The sequence below is a fragment of the Colwellia sp. M166 genome (assembly GCF_024585285.1).
Lineage (GTDB): Bacteria > Pseudomonadota > Gammaproteobacteria > Enterobacterales > Alteromonadaceae > Cognaticolwellia.
The window spans coordinates 2,892,692-2,911,627 of the sequence record NZ_CP040755.1 but is presented as its reverse complement, the minus strand read 5'-3'; the positions used below and the strand labels follow the sequence as shown (position 1 = coordinate 2,911,627).

Below are 18,936 nucleotides of genomic sequence, written 5' to 3'. Positions count from 1 at the left end.
AAACTTGACTGTTTTAATCAAGTATTATGGTGAACTCTGTGAATTATTATCAATAATTTTCAACCAAGCTTGGCTCTGATCAATGCGATTGTATTCCTGCCATTTACCCTTTGGCAAAATTGCTGCCACATTAATGCTTTCAGGAATAAAGTTATCAGGTAAGGTTAACTCGCCATTAATGACCTGAAAATATTGAAAACTAAAGGATAAATCTTTCTTTGTTAGTGTTGATAATTCCGATAATGGAATACGGGTCGGTTTATTATCTAAACTGCCGTTAATCGATAGCTCGATAAAACCTTTCGCGTAGCGTTTACGTAATAACTGTTGGACTAACACCACTTGAAAACGATAGTGAAACGGACTTTCTGTTTTGGTTAAGTTGACATTATCAATCACTAAGCCATTCGCCGCTTTTTCTGGTGCCATAACTTTTTCATAAAACGCCAACTCTTTTTTAACTTGAAAGTGCTCTTGCTCAATAGATTTTAACATTTTTTGGCTGCGTTGATTGGCCATACGCTCAACTTCCAGCTCAACATCGAGTGTATTAATGCGTTTGGTTTTTTCAACTAATTGCTGATAGAGGAAATCTAATCGTGCTTGTTGCTGCGCTAAAGTCTGATTTTGATAACTATGATAGAAATTACCTAACCGATAGCCACAAAATAATGAAATGACAACAATTGCTAATAGCAAAATTGCCGAGCGAAATGCCCCCAAGCGCATTACCATAGTACTGAGATTTATTTTTGCTAACCAATTCATTTGAAAAGTATTATGATATCCAAAAGGTCTGTAAGTATGCCCAATAAAAATAACTCAATATGAAGACAATAGTCCAGCTAAAAAAGCGCCTTGCGCTACCACAAACATCATGGCAACTCTGTTTATTAGCTGCAATTGGTGGTTTTGCATCTGCTTTGTTAGTTGTGTTATTTATTTTTGCCATCGAAGGCATTCAGTTATTCTTTCTACGCGAGAAAGACAATTATAACAGCTTAACGGCTTTAAGTCGTTTCCAATTACCAATTATTGGCGCGGTTATTATCCTCTTCTTTGCTTGGTTAACCGGTTACAAATATATCCGTAGTGGTATTCCCTATGTTTTACATCGCTTAAAAATTGCCAATGGCGTTATGCCTTTACGTAATACTATCAATCAATTTATTGGTAGTACCATAGCACTTGCTGCTGGTTTCTCAGTTGGTAGAGAAGGTCCTGCGGTACACTTAGGTGCGGCATGCAGCAGCTATATAGGTAATAAGTTGAATTTACCTTACAACGCTATTCGCAGCTTAAGTGCTTGTGGTATTGCTGCTGGTATAGCCGCTTGTTTCAATACCCCGGTAGCGGCTGTATTATTTGTTATGGAAGTTATTTTACGTGAATATAAAGTTCATATCTTTATCCCAGTAATGATTGCTGCCATTGTCGGTTCAATGACCACCAGTAGCATTTTTGGGCCAAACCATGAATTTGGTTATTTCAGCGTGATAACATTAACCAAAGACCATTATTTAATATTGGCCTTACTCGGTATTGCCTTGGGTGTGATTGCCTTTGTCTTTAATCGTTATTTAATATTGGTGATCAAGCACAGTGCGCGCTTTCATATTGTTCCCCGTATACTTACCGCAGCATTTATTACTGGCGCACTTGGCTACGCCGTGCCTTATGCCATGGGTACTGACCTAAGTGCAATAAATTTCTCTCTACAAAATAATGTCGAATTACAGCTATTAATCGGCTTATTAATAGCCAAAATGATCATGACTATTATGGCGCTTGGTTTAGGGATACCTGGAGGCATTATTGGCCCTATTTTAGGTATTGGCGCCATTGCCGGTACGTGTGGCTCCATGATCGCAGTGCATTTTATGGCCGGCGATATTTCTGCCAGCGATTTTGCCTTAATGGGTATGGCTGGTTTTATGGCGGCAACACTCAATGCTCCCTTAGCTGCACTACTTTGTGTGGTAGAGCTTTCTAATCAAATTGAAATTATTATTCCGGCAATGATTGTTATCACTAGTGCTTGTATTGCTTCTGGGCAATTTTTTGGTAACCGTTCAATTTTTATCTTGCAGTTAGAAGTTCAAGGCTTGGCATATCGCCGGCCACCAATTGAAAAGTCCTTACAGCGCATCGGCGTTATTGGCGTAATGGAAGAAAATATTACCTTATTGCAGCAAGCTGATGAGGATTCAATTACTGAGCTATTATCAAATCAAACCTCACAGCAGCACGTTATTTGTCAATTAATTCAGCCTGATGAGTCAACACAGTTTGTTTTTTATCAAGCCAGCCGAATCAAAATTGACGCTAAACCGACAATAGAAAAGCACACTCTGATCCCACTACATAGTCAATCGACATTAGCCGAAGCCTATTTATTACTGGTAAAGAAAAGAGCTGGCGGAGTGTATATATATCAAGATAATCCAAATGAAATTATGGGTATAATACCCTTTGATACCATTCGTTCTTATTTATTGAAAGGAAAAACTAACTAATGAATAGCATTCTTTGGCTTAAAGCATTTCATGTGATTTTTATGGTCGCGTGGTTTGCGGGTATTTTTTATTTACCACGCATTTTTGTTAACCACGCCGAATCAAATGAGCCATTAGTACACCAACAACTTAAGGGCATGGAACGTCGATTACTCTTCTTTGTCACGCCCTTTGCTATTTTTACGGTTTTATTGGGCATCGCAATTATTTATCAATATGGTTACCCATGGTTTGTCGCGGCAAAGTGGCTACATATAAAAATCACACTCGTTGTGCTATTACTTATTTATCATGGTTATTGTTTTAAATTAGTCAAAACATTTGCCGCCGACAAAAATACTCGTTCAGGTAAGTTTTATCGATTTTTTAATGAGATACCTGTCATTATATTATTTGTTGTTATCATACTAGCTTATGTAAAACCGTTTTAAACCGCTAGGGTCTGTTAAGCTTTTATTTTAGCCTCTGCTATAAATTGAAAGATCAACAGCCCCTAGTGAAAGCAGTCTAGCCACAATGATTTATTGCTCAATATCGCTCGACTTTTATCTGATAATAAAGGGTTATCTAACATAAAAACCTTACGTTGTGGCAAATTGGCTTTTAGAAACATATTTTGTGTTACTGGGTGCTGAAAAAAAAATTGTTCAAATGCCCCCGAGTCAACTATGCGAGTAAAACCGTATTCTATTCTCTGTGCCAGACGACGATTTTCTTTCTTAGTAAAAAAATACATTGGTGCTGGATACCTTAATAAAAAATGTTGTTCAACCGCTAAGTGCTCCTTATCCGCTATCTCCAACCAAGGTTCATGTATCGCTCTAGGAAAATAATCAAAACGGTGTTTTTCTAGCATGGTTAACAATGAAAATCCCCGCCCTTCAATCACATCAAAACCATTTGCACGTAAAATATCGCTATCAGGCCAATCGTAGCCTTGACCAAGTGACATTTTCTTTAATTTATCGAGCGTTACATCAGATGAAAAAATGGCGCTATCACTTTTACGAATAACAGCAATACGCACTCCCATAAGACCTTTTAATAATGGTATATAGATCGCCTGCAGATCTTGCTCTAAGGCTTGCGATGTCATGCGCCAAGCAACATCAATAGTTCGCCCTTGCTGCAGCATAGCGGAAGCTCTACCTTGTGACATATCTAAGAGCACTGGGCTCAGTTTAAAGTCGCCATATTGCTCGCTTGAAGCTGCTAAGATCAAGGTCAGTAAATCAATATAATACGCTTGTTTGGCCTCAGGGTAGGTCTCAGAAATGTTATAACGGACCACATCAGTAGCATCTGCACACATACTACTGATCAGCATAACAATTAGTAGTGGTGATATTAGTAACATCCGCATATTAATCAATCCCTAACTTCTTTAATCACTGCAACTAACACTCTAGTGTACGGATATTTACCTCATGGCTAAACTTAGCCTATTTTGTTACTTCAAATCAAGATAATACATTCTCAGCATTTAACTTTTGTGCTATATTTCGCAGCAAATTTGGTTGTTGACTCAAAAGCAATAACCGACAAAACGATGAAAACAACCAAGGTGCGAAAATTCTCTACCTTGCTAATGATTGCAATAATTTAGGCATTACCTATGATGAAATTTGAAGGCAACCATATCCTATCTGTATCACAATTCGATAGAGAGAGTATTTCCCGTATTTTAGAGATCTCAACCTTAATGGCACCCTACGCCATGCGAAAAAAACGTTGCCATGTGCTTGAAGGTGCCATATTAAGTAACTTATTCTTTGAGCCGAGTACTCGTACTCGTGTCAGCTTTGGTACCGCTTTTAATTTATTAGGTGGTTTTGTCCGAGAAACCGTTGGTCAGGAGAACTCTTCACTGTCAAAAGGTGAATCTTTATTTGACACTGCCCGTGTCATTAGTGGTTATTCCGACGTTATTACCATGCGACATCCAACAATGCACTCAGTTGCAGAGTTTGCCAAAGGCAGCAGTGTTCCCGTGATCAACGGTGGTGATGGTGCTAATGAACACCCAACCCAAGCATTACTTGATTTATTTACTATCCAGTCTGAAATGGCGCGCTACGACATGGGCTTAGATGGCTTAAATATCGTTTTAATGGGTGATTTAAAACATGGTAGAACAGTACATTCATTATCAAAGTTATTGAGCTTATACAACAATATAAAAGTTACTATGATTGCCCCCCAAGCATTACAAATGCCAGATAGTGTTGTTGCTACTTTATCTGATGCTGGACATCAAGTAGTGATGGCTGACAAAATCGAAGGCCATTTAGCTTGTGATGTTATCTATCAGACGCGTATTCAACAAGAGCGTTTTGCCAGTAAGGATGAAGCCGATTTATACCGAGGCCATTTCAGCTTAAACAAAACGGTTTACCAGCAATACTGCCACAAACATACCGTAATAATGCATCCATTACCGCGAGATTCTCGTGCTGAAGCTAATGAGCTCGATATTGATCTAAATGATTTAGATAATTTAGCCATATTTCGACAAGCACAAAATGGCGTACTGGTTCGTATGGCGTTATTTGCCTTAAGTTTAGGTGTTGAGAATAGACTTAGTCATTATGAAAAGCCTGTCACTTGGCACACCAACAAATACTGATTTCAATCTTAATAGATAGATTACGTTAACAACGAGTAGAATATTATGACAAAAAATTCACAGCAGTTATTTAATGCAGCCCAAGATATTATTCCCGGCGGTGTAAATTCGCCGGTTCGTGCCTTTAATGGTGTCGGTGGTACGCCAGTGTTTATTAAAAAAGCTCAAGGCGCTTATGTTTTCGATGCTGAAGGCAAAAAGTATGTCGACTATGTTGGTTCATGGGGACCCATGATTTTAGGCCATAATCATCCCGCTATTCTTCAAGCGGTTATTGAAACTGCACAAAATGGCCTGAGTTTTGGTGCGCCAACAGAATTAGAAATAACCATGGCAGAGAAGGTGCGTGAAATCGTGCCTTCAATGGAAAAACTGCGCATGGTCAGCTCAGGTACTGAGGCCACTATGAGTGCCATAAGACTTGCTCGTGGTTTTACTGGCCGTGATAAAATATTGAAGTTTGAAGGTTGTTACCATGGTCATGCTGACTCGCTATTAGTAAAAGCCGGCTCTGGCATGCTAACAATGGGCGTACCTAGCTCACCAGGAATTCCTGATGATGTGGCTAAACACACCCTCACAGTTAGTTACAACAATCTTGATGAAGTAAAAGAAATTTTTACTAAATTTGGCGATGAAATTGCCTGTATTATTGTTGAGCCCGTTGCCGGAAACATGAATTGTGTGCCTCCTGTAGAAGGATTTTTAGAGGGCTTACGTGCCGTTTGCGATCAATACCAAAGCGTTTTGATCTTTGATGAAGTTATGACCGGCTTTCGTGTCGCATTAGGTGGTGCGCAAGCACATTATAACATCGTGCCAGATTTAACCACCTTAGGTAAAGTTATCGGTGGTGGTATGCCAGTAGGCGCATTTGGTGGCAAAAAAGAAATAATGGATTACATTGCCCCCGTTGGTCCTGTTTATCAGGCCGGAACATTATCCGGTAACCCTATTGCTATGGCAGCGGGTTTAGCTTCACTTAATGAGTTAACTAAAGGCAATAAACATCAACAGCTCAGTGATGCCACGGAAAAGCTAGCCATGGGCTTAAAAGCCGCCGCAGAGCGCAATGGCATTTCACTATCAATTAACTACGTTGGTGCTATGTTTGGCTTTTTCTTTACTGAAGAAGAGCACGTTACTTGCTTTGCTCAAGCAACAGCCTGTGATGGTGAAAAGTTCAAGCGCTTCTTTCATTTAATGCTGGAAGAAGGTATTTATCTTGCTCCTTCTGCATTTGAAGCCGGCTTCTTATCAACCGCTCATGGTGACGAGGAAATTGAGTTTACCTTAGCTGCTGCTGATCGCTGTTTTGCGCAATTATAAGCGAATGACTATAACAAAAAAGGTAAGCATGATGCTTACCTTTTTTTGTTTGCTTAAATAAGTTGGTATTAAACTTAACCTTGGCTATTTTTTCACTACTGACAAGCTAGGTTTTTTAGCTTTCGATGCTTGAGCACCTTGCGGCTTAATTGACGCCTTAGTATCAGTTTCATTACCTACAGATTTTACCGTAGACATAATCGGTGATGGCTCGAGCTTTTCAACCATAGTATCCGGCTCAGGATGTTCAATCGCTAACGATGTTCCTGCACCATTTTCTTTGGCATAAATAGCAGCTACAGCACCATAAGGCACGCTCATATGCTCAAGCTTACCACCAAAACGAGCACTCAGTTCAATCGATAGTTCACCCATAGCGATACTACCTACCGCCGATGCTGAAACATTCAAGACAATTTGGCCATCGTTAACATATGACATAGGCACCATAACACCATAAACACTGACATCAACAACAATGTAAGGTGTTAAGCCATTATCAGAAATCCAGTCATAAAAAGCCTTAACGATATAAGGCTTGTTCGATGTCATCTCATTACTCATCTCTAGCGTCTTTAAACCGGAGCGCCAAAGCGTAATTCACGCTCAGACTCGGTTAATGACGCTTGAAAGGACTCACGTTCAAACACTTTCAACATGTATGACTTAAGTTCTTTTGAACCTTGACCTTCAAGCTCAATACCCATAACAGGTAAACGCCACAGTAACGGTGCTAAGTAACAATCAACTAAGCTAAACTCTTCACTCATAAAGTAAGGCGCTTCATTCAAAATAGGCGCAACACTTAATAAACTTTCTTTCAATTCTTGGCGGGCTTTTGCTGCAGCATCCGCAGGTCCGTTATAGATGGTTTTCGCAAGACTATACCAATCTTGCTCCATACGATACATCATTAAACGACTACGACCGCGAGACACTGGATATACTGGCATCAATGGTGGATGCGGAAAACGTTCATCCAAGTATTCAATAATGATTGATGCTTCATAAAGTGCTAAGTCACGATCAATTAACGTCGGCACAGTGCCATAAGGATTCAAATCAAGTAAATCCTCTGGTAAATTGGCTAAGTCAACCAAATGGATGTCAACACCGACACCCTTCTCTGCCAACACGATGCGGGTTTGATGACTATACATATCATCTGCATGCGAATATAAAGTCATAACAGAGCGTTTGTTTGCGGCTATGGCCATAATGCCTCCAAAAAATTCTTAATTAAAAAAACTAACAAAGGGGGCCAAAGCCCCCAGTAATATCTAACATTTACACTGTGCTATATAACATTAATAACTAGTGTACATCTCTCCAGTATTCTTTCTTCAATAAGTAAGAAAAGAATAGCAGGATAAATAAGAAACCAATAACCCAATAACCCATGCTTTCGCGTTCAAGTTTATTTGGTTCACCGGTATACTCCAAGAAATTAGCTAAATCACGAGCAAATTCGTCATATTCTTCTGTGGTCATTGAACCGCCAGTAGCTTCAGACAAATTACCGTGTTCATCTATTGTACGAACCCCTTGGAGGTTTTGTAATACGTGTGGCATACCCACATCTTTAAAAACTTTATTGTTAACACCAAATGGGCGGCTTTCATCAACATAAAAAGAACGCAAATAAGTGTAGATCCAATCAGGGCTTCTAAAACGTGCTTCAAGTGTTAAATCTGGTGGTGTACTACCAAACCACTTAGCAGCTTCTTTCGCCGGCATCGTATTAGTAATATGGTCACCGACTTTTTCACCGGTATACATATAATTAGCTACGCCGTCTTCATCAGAAATACCTAGATCTGCAAAAGTACGATTGTAACGCTGATATTTAAGTTCATGACAAGCTAAGCAATTATTAATGTAAGCTTCAAAACCACGTTTTAATGAGGCTTTATCCGTTAAATCATTGTTGGCTTCATCTAAATGCAAGCTAGAGCCAGCCGCTAAGGCTAACATAGGTAGCATAGCTAAAACTGCTAAAATAAATTTTTTCATTATCCTGTTACCCTCTCTGGAACTGGCTTAGTTTTTTCATTTTTACTGTATATCCATAGCGCAACGAAAAAGCCAAAGTAACCGAAACTAGCAATAGTACCAATCATATTATTCAGTGGGGTTGCAGGTAATGTCCCCAAAACACCCAAAATGATAAAACAAATGGCGAATTGCACAAGGTTAACGGTATGAGCAGTACAACGGTAGCGTAATGATTTAACCGTACCACGATCAAACCAAGGCAACATAAACAAGGTGATAATAGCACCAAACATACCAATAGCGCCTAAAAGCTTATCAGGAATAATACGTAAAATGGTATAGAATGGACCAAAATACCAAACCGGTGCGATATGCTCTGGTGTTTTCAAGCCGTTAGCTGGTTCAAAGTTTGGCGCTTCCATAAAGTAACCACCGCCCTCTGGCGCAAAGAACATCACCCAACAAAAAACAATAAGGAAAATAACAACGGCAACTAAATCTTTTACGGTGTAATAAGGATGAAATGGTATCGCATCAACAATATCGTATTTCTTAGTGTATTGTTCGTGGAAAGTAAATTTACTTTGTTCTTCAAGAGGAACACTACCTTTAGGCTTTTTAATGTTCGTGCCGTCAGGATTGTTTGAACCCACTTCGTGTAACGCTAAAATATGTAAGAAAACTAGCACAACTAACACTAATGGTAAGGCAATGACATGCAAGGCAAAGAAACGGTTTAGCGTCGCGCCAGAGATAACATAATCACCACGGATCCAGAGCGTTAAGTCATCACCAATCACGGGGATTGCGCCAAAGATTGAGATAATAACTTGTGCCCCCCAATACGACATATTACCCCAAGGTAATAAGTAGCCCATGAAGGCTTCAGCCATTAAAACTAAAAAGATTAACATACCGAATAACCACAATAACTCACGAGGTTTCTGGTAAGAGCCGTACAACATGCCGCGGAACATATGCATATAAACAACGATAAAGAATGCTGACGCACCCGTTGAATGCATATAGCGCAATAACCAACCGTAGTCGACATCACGCATGATATATTCTACCGAAGCAAATGCACCATCGCCTGATGGTTCATAATTCATTGTTAGCCATACACCAGTTAATAACTGATTGACTAAAACAACACTGGCCAAAATACCGAATACATACCAAAAGTTAAAGTTCTTTGGCGCTGGGTATTGTGCCGCATGTTTGTTCATTGCATCCATCAAAGGTAGACGCTGTTCGATCCAAGCCATTAAGTTATTCAACATTATGCTTCTCCTCCAGACACACCAATTAATAAGGTATCTTCAGTAGGGAATGAATGCTCAGGAACCATCAAGTTGGTCGGTGCTGGTACACTTTGGAAAACACGACCAGCCATATCGAATTTAGAACCATGACAAGGACAGAAGAAGCCATCTTTAACACCAGCAACGTGCTGTTCGAAGTCACCTTTATGGTGAGTAGGAGCACAACCTAAATGAGTACACACACCGAGCGCCACCAAAAACTCTGGTTTAATCGAACGAAACTCGTTAGTCGCATAAACGGGCTGTTGTGGTACTTCTGATTGTGGATCTTTCAATTGGTCGTCATGTGTACTTAAACCAGAGAGAATTTCTTCGGTTCTACGTACGACATATACTGGCTTACCGCGCCATTCAGCACGAATTAATTGACCAGGCTCTATTTTACTTACATTGACTTCAACCGGTGCACCTGCGGCTTTCGCACGCGCACTAGGGTTCCAAGAACCAATGAAAGGCACAGCCACACCGACAACACCAACACCACCAACTACCGAGGTAGCCGCAGTTAAAAAGCGTCGACGGCCGTTGTTAACGGGCGCATTGCTCATTCAAACTCTCCAATTATTATCTAGCTAAAACAACAACACATGACTAAGAAAATCACTTAGTTATTGTGCAGATTGCTGATCGACTAAATCAACGACAAAAAAATTGTTCTGATGATAAAGAAAACCCTTGTTTTTTACAAGGCAATTAACCTTTTCAGCATAGGTTTATGCAAATAAAAGTTAATTGTCAATTGTCACACCAAGCAAATGAAAACTATTCGTATTTATGACTTTACTATCTTGTGTATTGTACATCTATACTGGTAAAAACTTTAACGCTTATTAACTGGCAACTAATAGTTATTTAAGAAATGAGAAACGATTTTTTACCGGATAGTAAACCGACATTTGCTGATAGGCATTTTACGAGCCTCAAAACAAAAAAACATGACGTCGATCAAATTTTTACCATAAAAAAACCGGCAAAAGCCGGTTTTTGAAATCGTAAACGTAAATATTAACGTTTTGAAAATTGTGGCTTTTTACGAGCCTTGTGTAAACCAACTTTCTTACGTTCAACTTTACGAGCATCACGAGTAACGAAACCAGCATTACGTAGAGGACTACGTAAAGTTTCATCAAACTCCATTAATGCACGAGTAATACCGTGACGGATTGCGCCAGCTTGACCAGAAATACCACCACCAGTTACTGTGATGTTAAAGTCAAACTTTTCTAACATTTCAACTAAGTCTAATGGTTGACGAACAACCATACGAGCCGTTTCACGACCGAAATATACAGAAATGTCACGTTTATTAATTGTGATAGCACCGTTACCAGCTTTCATGAACACACGAGCAGTTGAGCTCTTGCGACGACCAGTACCGTAATATTGATTATCAGCCATTGCTTACAGCTCCAAAAGTTGTGGTTGTTGTGCAGTATGTTTATGTTCAGTACCCGCGTAAACTTTAAGTTTACGGAACATTTCACGACCTAAAGGACCTTTAGGTAACATACCCTTAACTGCGAATTCAATCACGCGCTCTGGAGCTTTTTCGATTAGCTTTTCAAAGCTAATTTGCTTAAGACCACCAACAAATTCTGTATGCGAGTAGTAAATTTTACCTTTCGCTTTATTACCAGTTACTTTTACTTTCTCAGCATTGATAACAACGATGTAATCGCCAGTATCTACATGAGGAGTATATTCTGCTTTATGCTTACCGCGTAAACGACTTGCAATTTCAGTAGCGATACGACCTAAAGTTTTATCTTCGGCGTCCACTAAGAACCATTCGCGTTGTACGCTCTCTGATTTAGCTACAAAAGTTTTCATTAAAAAACCCAATTTTAAAAGTGTTACTTAAATAATAACCTAAGAAAACCTTAAGTTATCCGTTAAAGACTACGCTATTGCCCCTTCGAGCATCGAGTCCGTTGCCGGTCCTCTGGAAAAAGAACAAGCTTTGTAACGTAGGGAGCGCGGATTATACAGAACAAAGCTTAAAAGATCACGCCTAATTTTTAATCTTTTTCTACTATTGCTTAAAAAGCATAAAATTTTACTACGATTTACTAAATACTTCGTTCAATCATTGTTTATCCTGCTCTAATGTACTTAGCTGTAATTTAATATAGCTAGTCATATGAGCTTCAATTTTAGGAAATTCTTCAGGATAAAGTGCTTTAATCTGCATAAGGGCTGAAATCGTTCCAAGCCGATAGGCTTGAGTGGCGACCATACTTGCTGTTTGAGCGTATATTGGCTGATAATTTTTATCAGTTAAGCTTGTCCCGGTTCTTTTTTCATAAGCTTCATCTATATTGTTCATTAATATAGCAGAATATTTATAGCTATCACTAATGTCAGAAAACGCTAATATTGCCTTTTTATCTTTTACTATTATGGCATATATTTCTGCATCAATAATTTCAGCAAATGGTTTTTGTCGGTCAAAAAAAGCCGCAATAAAATGTTTATAAACTACACGCATTGAAAATAAATCGGCTCGCCAAGTATTTCCTTCTGCCTTTTGAGTTGTTTGCCAAGGTAATATTGGCTGTTCGTCAGCAGGATATTGTTTAGCCAAAGTCAGTGCGTGTTGACATAATTCAGCACTGATGTCCGGATGATATTGCTTAATTATTTGTAAGCGCTTTTTATAAGCCGAAGCATATATTTTGCTAAAGAGTAGATAATATAATTTATTGCTATCTTGTAATATTAACTGTTCATTATCGGACGCTAGCTCTTTATTCATTATTACTTGATCAATAATGAATTGATTAAACAATCCAAAGCTTGAATTAATGACGCTTGATACGCCTAAAGATTGTTCACTACAAGCAGAGTTAAACAACTGTGCCCGCCAAACCAAATACTCACTCTGCCACATAGATTTAAGTGCTTTTGGCAAATATTTTTCTGTGATCTCGAGTGAATTTCTAAAGGGATTATCAGTAACCTGCGCCGATACGTTAAGTGTAACTGTAGCAACTAATACGACGCTAAAGTAAATCAATTAATTTTTAATCATTTTTTTAAATTCCATTTCATTCTTATAGTTTTTTTATATTGTATTGAAAGAATGATTAAAAGTTAATGGTTATTAATCAGGTATGTAAACTGTTAAGGTAAGTGTTCACTCGCTAAATAATCATGCGATTGCATTTCCTGTAATCGACTCAAACAACGCTTAAATTCAAAACTTAATCGACCATCAGTATACAAATACTCTAATGCCACTTCCGCTGACATAATCAATTTAACATTGCGCTCATAAAACTCATCAACTAAAGCAATAAAACGACGCGTGCTATCATCATTATCTGCTCCCATCTGCGTGACATTAGCCAATAAAACCGTATGATACAATCGACTTAACTCCATATAGTCACTTTGGCTGCGCGCAGATTCACACAAGGTAGAAAATTCAAAGTGCACAACACCATCAGCTTCTTGTACTGTGGTTAGCGCACGATGATTAATTTCAATCACTTTATCTTTTTGACCAACTTCCAAGGATAATTGTTGAAAGTAATGTCTTAAGTTTTCATCGGCTTGTTGGTCTAACGGAAAGTGGAATATTTCTGCCTGCTCTAAAGTACGCAAACGATAGTCAACACCACTATCAACATTAACAACATCACAACATTCATTAATCAGCTTTATAGCGGGTAGAAAACGTTCACGTTGTAAACCATTACGATACAGTTCATCTGGAATAATATTTGAGGTCGCGACTAAAGTGACATTATGGGCAAATAATTCTTCAAATAAAGTCCCTAAAATCATCGCATCGGTAATATCAGAAACAAAGAACTCATCAAAGCAGATAATACATGTTTCATCGGCGAAGCGTTTAGCGATGATTTTCAGCGGATCAGCTTGCCCCTGTAAGGTCTTAAGTTCTTCATGCACACGATGCATAAAGCGATGAAAGTGCACGCGCATTTTATTGTTAAATGGCAAACAGTCATAAAAGGTATCAACGAGATAGGTTTTACCACGGCCAACACCACCCCAAAAATAAATTCCTGTAATAATCGTTTTTTGTGGTTTTTTAACCACGCGCTTCCAACGGTTCAGCACTTTTTTAAAACCAGATACCGGCAACGGCTTAGTGCTTAAGTCTTCATATAAACGCTGTAAATTTTTTACCGCATTTTCCTGTGCCGCATCAAAAAGAAAATCATCGCGAGTTAAATCTCGAGTATACTTTTCCATAGGGGATAATTTAATCATTTAACAACCGTTTTATTCGCACTAGTTTTATTTTCATACACGGTTTACATCTACTGCCCTTGAAAAATATTTTTTAACAAATATATTCATTAGGAAAGTAGCGTGAAGCACGTTATATTGAATTGGATTGAAGGTTATTTTCTCTAATTTTTTCCATGAATACAATGAAGGTATAAAAATATGAATGTTGTTTTAGGGTTCGGGCTATTTATCGTTGGTGCTATTATCGGTTTTTTTGCTAACAGAATGCTTTCTTCCTCTGCTCAAGAAACGCAAAAACTTGCCGCGAAAGCCAGCCAAAGTGAGTCAGAATTAGCACAGTACAAACTTGATGTTGCTGACCATCTTGAAAGTTCAGCAAAACTACTTGAGCAAATGAACAGCACTTGCCAAACCGCAATGAGTCAGATGGCGCAAAGTACCCAGTTACTACAGCAAGCGACACCTGAAAACATTGAAAACATGCCGTTTTTTTCGAAAGAAACACAAGAACAATTAGCGCAAACAGTCAACTTACGACACAAGAAAAATTTGCGCCAAAATGATGAAACTGTATCAGAGCCCCCCCTAGATTATTCTGGTGCACCAAGTGGTTTGTTTGACGATAAGAAACATAGTGTTACAAATAGCACGAGCAATGGTTAGGAACTAATTTTTTTATTCTATGTCTTTAATTGGGTATAAATACTTTAGTTAGGAGTTTTCTATTATATGAAAAAATTATCAGTTTTAATAAATACCGTATTACTTTCCAGTACGATTGCCATGGCAAGCCTTCCTGTCCAAGCGGGCTTACCTCAATCGGTTAATGGCCAGACCATGCCAAGCCTCGCTCCCATGTTGGAGCATGTAACTCCTGGTGTAGTCCTGATTTCCGTACGCGGCACTCATGAAGTTAAACAGCGTGTTCCTGATGCTTTTAAATTTTTCTTTGGTAACCCTCGTCAAGGCCAACAACAAGAACGAGAATTTCGTGGTTTAGGCTCTGGTGTTATTATTAATGCCGATAAGGGCTATATCGTTACTAACAACCATGTTATTAACGACGCCGACGAAATTCAAATTACTTTAAAGGATGGCCGTCAACTTGAAGCAAAAAAAATTGGCAGTGACGAAGCGAGTGATATCGCTTTATTACAAATAGAAGCCGATGATCTCGTGGAAGTAAAGGTCGCTGATTCCGATAGCTTACGGGTTGGTGATTTTGCCGTCGCTATTGGTAGCCCATTTGGCCTTGGGCAAACAGTAACATCGGGTATTGTTAGTGCTTTAGGCCGCAGTGGTTTAAACATTGAAAATTATGAAGACTTTATACAAACCGATGCCGCTATCAATAGTGGTAATTCAGGTGGTGCTTTAATTAACTTACGTGGCGAACTTATCGGTATTAATACCGCTATTTTAGGGCCTAATGGTGGTAATGTTGGCATCGGCTTTGCTATTCCAAGCAATATGGTACAAAACTTAGTCAACCAAATTATCGAGTTTGGTGAAGTACGACGTGGTGTGTTAGGTGTCGCTGGTCGAAGTGTTACCAGTGAAATAGCTAAAGCCATGGAGCTCGATACCAACCAAGGTGGTTTTGTTGAACAAGTAACACCAGATTCTGCCGCTGATGAAGCAGGTATTCGTGCCGGTGATGTTATTACCAAAGTAAATGGCAAAATGGTGAAAACCTTCAATGAACTTAGAGGTAAAATTGGTTCAATTGGTGCAGGAAAAACCGTAAAAATCACCGTGATCAGAAAAGACGGTAAAGAGAAAGAGTATGACGTCACTTTAAAGAAATCTGAAACAGCAAATATCGAAGCGGCAAGCTTACATCGTATGCTTGACGGCGCTGAACTAGAAAACAACAATCAAGGTGATGGTATTATTGTTGCTGAAATTGCTGAAAATAGTCCAGCTGCTTCAATAGGCTTACGTAAAGGTGATGTAATTAATGGCATTAATCGCCAGCGCATTGCTAATGTTGGTGAATTACGTAGTTACTTAAATGACCATAAAGGTGTCTTTGCACTCAATATATTACGTAATAACTCAGCGCTATTTTTGATGATTAGATAGCCAATATAATCAATTTATAAGCGCTTAACCTTACTTATTTTTAAAACCAAAAGCCTGTCAAATCGACAGGCTTTTTATTTCATATCTCAACAAGAGATATAATTTATAGCCTAACAACTGACAAAAACTTTTTCACTACAAAGGCTTTGTGCTAATCTACAAAAAATTAGACTAATAAAAATAATCCCATTGAAAATTATCAATGCCTTAAAGTTTTTCCTTCGCTCTGCGAGTTACGGCGTCATGTTCGCAGTAGTTTTACTATTACTGATGCCTGAATTACGTGAAAATAACCTTGTTCCTTGGCAAGTATTTACCACTACCGAGACAAAGCAACAACCCTTATCTTATGCTAAAGCCGTGCGTTTAGCCGGACCTGCAGTGGTAAACATCTACTCTGAAGATATTCAAGTCAACCCAACTTATGGCCGTCAATCACGAAAAGTAACTTTAGGTAGTGGCGTGATCATGCACAACCAAGGCTACATTTTAACCAACTACCACGTTGTGCAAAGTGCTGATTTAATTGTTGTCGTACTACAAAGAGGCCAAGAACTTCATGCCGAACTCATTGGTTACGACGTGTTAACTGATCTTGCGGTGTTAAAAGTTCAAGCCAGTAATTTACCTGTTATTCCACAAAACAATAGCTTAACGTCACAAGTAGGCGATGTTGTACTCGCTATCGGTAATCCGCTAAATTTAGGGCAAACCGTGACTCAAGGTATCGTTAGTGCCACCGGACAAAGTGGTTTAAGCACAAGTTACTTGCAGTTTTTACAAATGGATGCAGCTATTAATGAAGGAAATTCTGGTGGCGCACTTATCAACTCCAATGGTGAGCTAGTAGGCATTAACTCAAGAAAGTTTACTCAAGCAAATCCAAATCTAAATATTCAAGGTATATTCTTTGCTGTGCCATACCAATTAGCACATAAGATTATGCTAAAAATTATTGAGCATGGACGCGTTATTCGCGGCTGGCTTGGCGTTGAGGCCAATGATTCTGTTGCTAGCATCAAAGGCTTTGTTATCGGTGCTGTTACACCGCAAAGCCCGGCAATGAAAGCGGGTTTGCAATCAGGTGATGTGGTTTATCAAATTGGCGATATTCAAGTACAAAATGCCAAACAAGGCTTAGATGTAGTTGCAGAAGCCTCACCTGGCAGCGTGTTAAACTTTATGGTATCTCGGGACAACCAAAAGCTAATACTTCCTGTCACTATCGCTGAGGTAACAAAGTAGCTACAGCACATAGCGTACTATTTAACCTCAGTTCGGGTTAATGAATGCTTACCAACCTAAAAATAGAACTTAATATCAAGAACTTAATTCATCACGATAAAATAACTCTATCTCTATCACTCAACATTGATAGTTGAGTGTTTATCAAGGCGGTTCTGCGTATCCATAGCTGGCTATTGGTAGCAGATCCAACACAGATAGGCGCTAAAATAGCTTGTTGAGTAGCTTTGCTTATCCCGAACTGAGGTTATTTGGCAAACAAAAAAAATCCCAGCAACTGGCTGGGATTTTTAATATTTAGCTTAAATTAAGTAACTTGAATACGAGTAATATTGGCACCTAACGCTTGTAGCTTATCTTCAATTTTTTGATAACCACGATCAATGTGATAAATACGATCCACTTGCGTTTCCGTGCTCGCCACCAGTCCAGCAATAACTAAACTTGCTGAAGCGCGTAAATCTGTCGCCATCACCTGAGCGCCATTTAATTGCTCAACACCGGTACTGATTGCTGTATTACCTTCAATACTAATTTTTGCACCCATACGCTGTAGTTCAGGCACATGCATAAACCGATTTTCAAAAATAGTTTCCGTTGTCGTTGCCGTACCTTCTGCTATTGCATTCAGCGCTAAAAATTGCGCTTGCATATCCGTTGGAAACGCAGGATGAGGCGCAGTACGTACATTTACTGCTTTTGGCTTTGTCGTCATTTCAAGTTCAATCCAATCATCACCTGTAGTGATAATTGCACCGGCTTCTTGTAACTTGCTCAGTACAGCATCTAAAGCTTTAGGATCCGTTTTTAAACACCTAACTTTACCTTTAGTTACCGCGGCAGCGACTAAAAACGTTCCCGTTTCTATACGATCAGGCATAACGGAGTAACGTTCGCCATGTAGCTTCTCGACACCGGCAATTATTAAAGTGTCCGTACCCGCACCAGAAACTTTCGCTCCCATACTGTTTAAACAATTAGCTAAATCGACAATTTCTGGTTCACGTGCAGCATTTTCAATAACCGTAGTGCCATCAGCAAGTGCAGCAGCCATCATCAAGTTTTCAGTACCCGTTACACTAACGGTATCCATAAAGATAGTCGCACCTTTGAGACGGCCAGTATTACGCGCAATGATATAACCATTTTCAACTTCAATATCAGCGCCCATTAACTTCAGGCCATGAATGTGAAGGTTAACCGGACGTGCGCCAATGGCACAACCACCAGGCAAGGACACCTCAGCATGGCCAAAACGTGCCAGTAAAGGACCTAAAACTAAGATAGAAGCGCGCATGGTTTTTACTAATTCATACGATGCACGACAATGATCAATGCTACTTGCATCAATCATTAAACTGTCTTCACTAAGCCACTGACATTTAGCGCCAAATTGTGACAAAAGTTTAATCGTTGTTTCGATATCATTCAGTTTCGGGACATTAGCAAAGGTTACAGGAGTTTCTGACAGTAATGCAGCCATTAAAATTGGCAATGCAGCATTCTTTGCCCCTGAAATAGTAACTTCACCGCGTAGTGGTTGCCCACCAATAATTTTAAATGCGTCCAATAGTATATTCTTATCTGTCGGTGT

General features: G+C 39.1%; 19 protein-coding genes. 7 read left to right on the top strand and 12 right to left on the bottom strand.

Annotated elements, in window-relative coordinates; genetic code table 11:
- Positions 1-24 precede the first annotated feature (24 nt).
- A complete protein-coding gene (locus tag FGD67_RS13260; protein WP_257171621.1) occupies positions 25-768 on the bottom strand; it encodes a DUF6776 family protein in 744 nt (247 codons plus the stop codon).
- A gap of 59 nt (positions 769-827) precedes the next feature.
- Here FGD67_RS13260 and FGD67_RS13255 point away from each other — a divergent pair, with 59 nt between their 5' ends.
- Positions 828-2,516 (top strand): chloride channel protein, encoded by a 1,689-nt coding sequence (locus tag FGD67_RS13255; RefSeq protein ID WP_257171620.1) that lies wholly within the window; start codon positions 828-830, stop codon positions 2,514-2,516.
- Complete coding sequence (gene hemJ, locus FGD67_RS13250; protein WP_257171619.1) at positions 2,516-2,947, top strand: protoporphyrinogen oxidase HemJ; 432 nt, start codon at positions 2,516-2,518, stop codon at positions 2,945-2,947. The genes FGD67_RS13255 and hemJ overlap by 1 nt, the downstream gene beginning before the upstream one ends.
- A 62-nt stretch (positions 2,948-3,009) precedes the next feature.
- Here hemJ and FGD67_RS13245 read toward each other — a convergent pair whose 3' ends face one another.
- The gene (locus tag FGD67_RS13245) at positions 3,010-3,879 is read right to left on the bottom strand and encodes a hypothetical protein (RefSeq protein WP_257171618.1); all 870 of its coding nucleotides are present in this window, start codon (positions 3,877-3,879) and stop codon (positions 3,010-3,012) included.
- Positions 3,880-4,131: 252 nt separating this feature from the next.
- Between FGD67_RS13245 and FGD67_RS13240 the strand changes: the two genes are divergently transcribed.
- Complete coding sequence (locus FGD67_RS13240) at positions 4,132-5,142, top strand: aspartate carbamoyltransferase (protein ID WP_257171617.1); 1,011 nt, start codon at positions 4,132-4,134, stop codon at positions 5,140-5,142.
- 45 nt (positions 5,143-5,187) lie between these two features.
- Entirely contained in the window at positions 5,188-6,471 is a 1,284-nt protein-coding gene (hemL, locus tag FGD67_RS13235) for a glutamate-1-semialdehyde 2,1-aminomutase (protein WP_257171616.1), read from the top strand.
- A gap of 84 nt (positions 6,472-6,555) precedes the next feature.
- Here the strand turns inward: hemL and FGD67_RS13230 are convergent, their stop codons facing one another.
- The 9 genes from FGD67_RS13230 to zapE form a co-directional block, all read right to left on the bottom strand.
- Positions 6,556-7,035 (bottom strand): ClpXP protease specificity-enhancing factor, encoded by a 480-nt coding sequence (locus tag FGD67_RS13230; protein WP_257171615.1) that lies wholly within the window; start codon positions 7,033-7,035, stop codon positions 6,556-6,558.
- An 11-nt stretch (positions 7,036-7,046) separates the two neighbouring features.
- Positions 7,047-7,688 (bottom strand): stringent starvation protein SspA, encoded by a 642-nt coding sequence (sspA, locus tag FGD67_RS13225; protein WP_257171614.1) that lies wholly within the window; start codon positions 7,686-7,688, stop codon positions 7,047-7,049.
- A 97-nt stretch (positions 7,689-7,785) separates the two neighbouring features.
- Positions 7,786-8,484 (bottom strand): cytochrome c1, encoded by a 699-nt coding sequence (locus FGD67_RS13220; RefSeq protein WP_257171613.1) that lies wholly within the window; start codon positions 8,482-8,484, stop codon positions 7,786-7,788.
- Positions 8,484-9,749, bottom strand: a complete 1,266-nt coding sequence (locus FGD67_RS13215) for a cytochrome bc complex cytochrome b subunit (protein ID WP_257171612.1) — start codon at positions 9,747-9,749, stop codon at positions 8,484-8,486. The genes FGD67_RS13220 and FGD67_RS13215 overlap by 1 nt, the downstream gene beginning before the upstream one ends.
- Positions 9,749-10,339, bottom strand: a complete 591-nt coding sequence (petA, locus tag FGD67_RS13210; protein WP_257171611.1) for a ubiquinol-cytochrome c reductase iron-sulfur subunit — start codon at positions 10,337-10,339, stop codon at positions 9,749-9,751. Before petA ends, FGD67_RS13215 begins: the two co-directional genes overlap by 1 nt.
- A gap of 457 nt (positions 10,340-10,796) precedes the next feature.
- Positions 10,797-11,189: a 30S ribosomal protein S9 gene (gene rpsI, locus FGD67_RS13205; protein WP_257171610.1), complete on the bottom strand. Its 393-nt coding sequence runs from the start codon at positions 11,187-11,189 to the stop codon at positions 10,797-10,799.
- 3 nt (positions 11,190-11,192) lie between these two features.
- On the bottom strand, positions 11,193-11,621 hold the full coding sequence (gene rplM / locus FGD67_RS13200; RefSeq protein ID WP_257171609.1) for a 50S ribosomal protein L13: 429 nt from the start codon (positions 11,619-11,621) through the stop codon (positions 11,193-11,195).
- A 256-nt stretch (positions 11,622-11,877) separates the two neighbouring features.
- A complete protein-coding gene (locus FGD67_RS13195; protein WP_257171608.1) occupies positions 11,878-12,702 on the bottom strand; it encodes a hypothetical protein in 825 nt (274 codons plus the stop codon).
- Between the two features lie 212 nt (positions 12,703-12,914).
- Complete coding sequence (zapE, locus tag FGD67_RS13190; RefSeq protein WP_257171607.1) at positions 12,915-14,030, bottom strand: cell division protein ZapE; 1,116 nt, start codon at positions 14,028-14,030, stop codon at positions 12,915-12,917.
- Positions 14,031-14,210: 180 nt separating this feature from the next.
- Between zapE and FGD67_RS13185 the strand changes: the two genes are divergently transcribed.
- The 3 genes from FGD67_RS13185 (at position 14,211) to FGD67_RS13175 (ending at position 17,342) form a co-directional block, all read left to right on the top strand.
- On the top strand, positions 14,211-14,675 hold the full coding sequence (locus tag FGD67_RS13185; protein WP_257171606.1) for a YhcB family protein: 465 nt from the start codon (positions 14,211-14,213) through the stop codon (positions 14,673-14,675).
- A 66-nt stretch (positions 14,676-14,741) separates the two neighbouring features.
- Entirely contained in the window at positions 14,742-16,097 is a 1,356-nt protein-coding gene (locus FGD67_RS13180) for a Do family serine endopeptidase (protein WP_257171605.1), read from the top strand.
- A 243-nt stretch (positions 16,098-16,340) separates the two neighbouring features.
- Positions 16,341-17,342 (top strand): trypsin-like peptidase domain-containing protein, encoded by a 1,002-nt coding sequence (locus tag FGD67_RS13175; RefSeq protein WP_257171604.1) that lies wholly within the window; start codon positions 16,341-16,343, stop codon positions 17,340-17,342.
- 307 nt (positions 17,343-17,649) lie between these two features.
- Here the strand turns inward: FGD67_RS13175 and murA are convergent, their stop codons facing one another.
- Positions 17,650-18,912 (bottom strand): UDP-N-acetylglucosamine 1-carboxyvinyltransferase, encoded by a 1,263-nt coding sequence (gene murA / locus FGD67_RS13170; protein ID WP_257171603.1) that lies wholly within the window; start codon positions 18,910-18,912, stop codon positions 17,650-17,652.
- Positions 18,913-18,936: the final 24 nt, after the last annotated feature.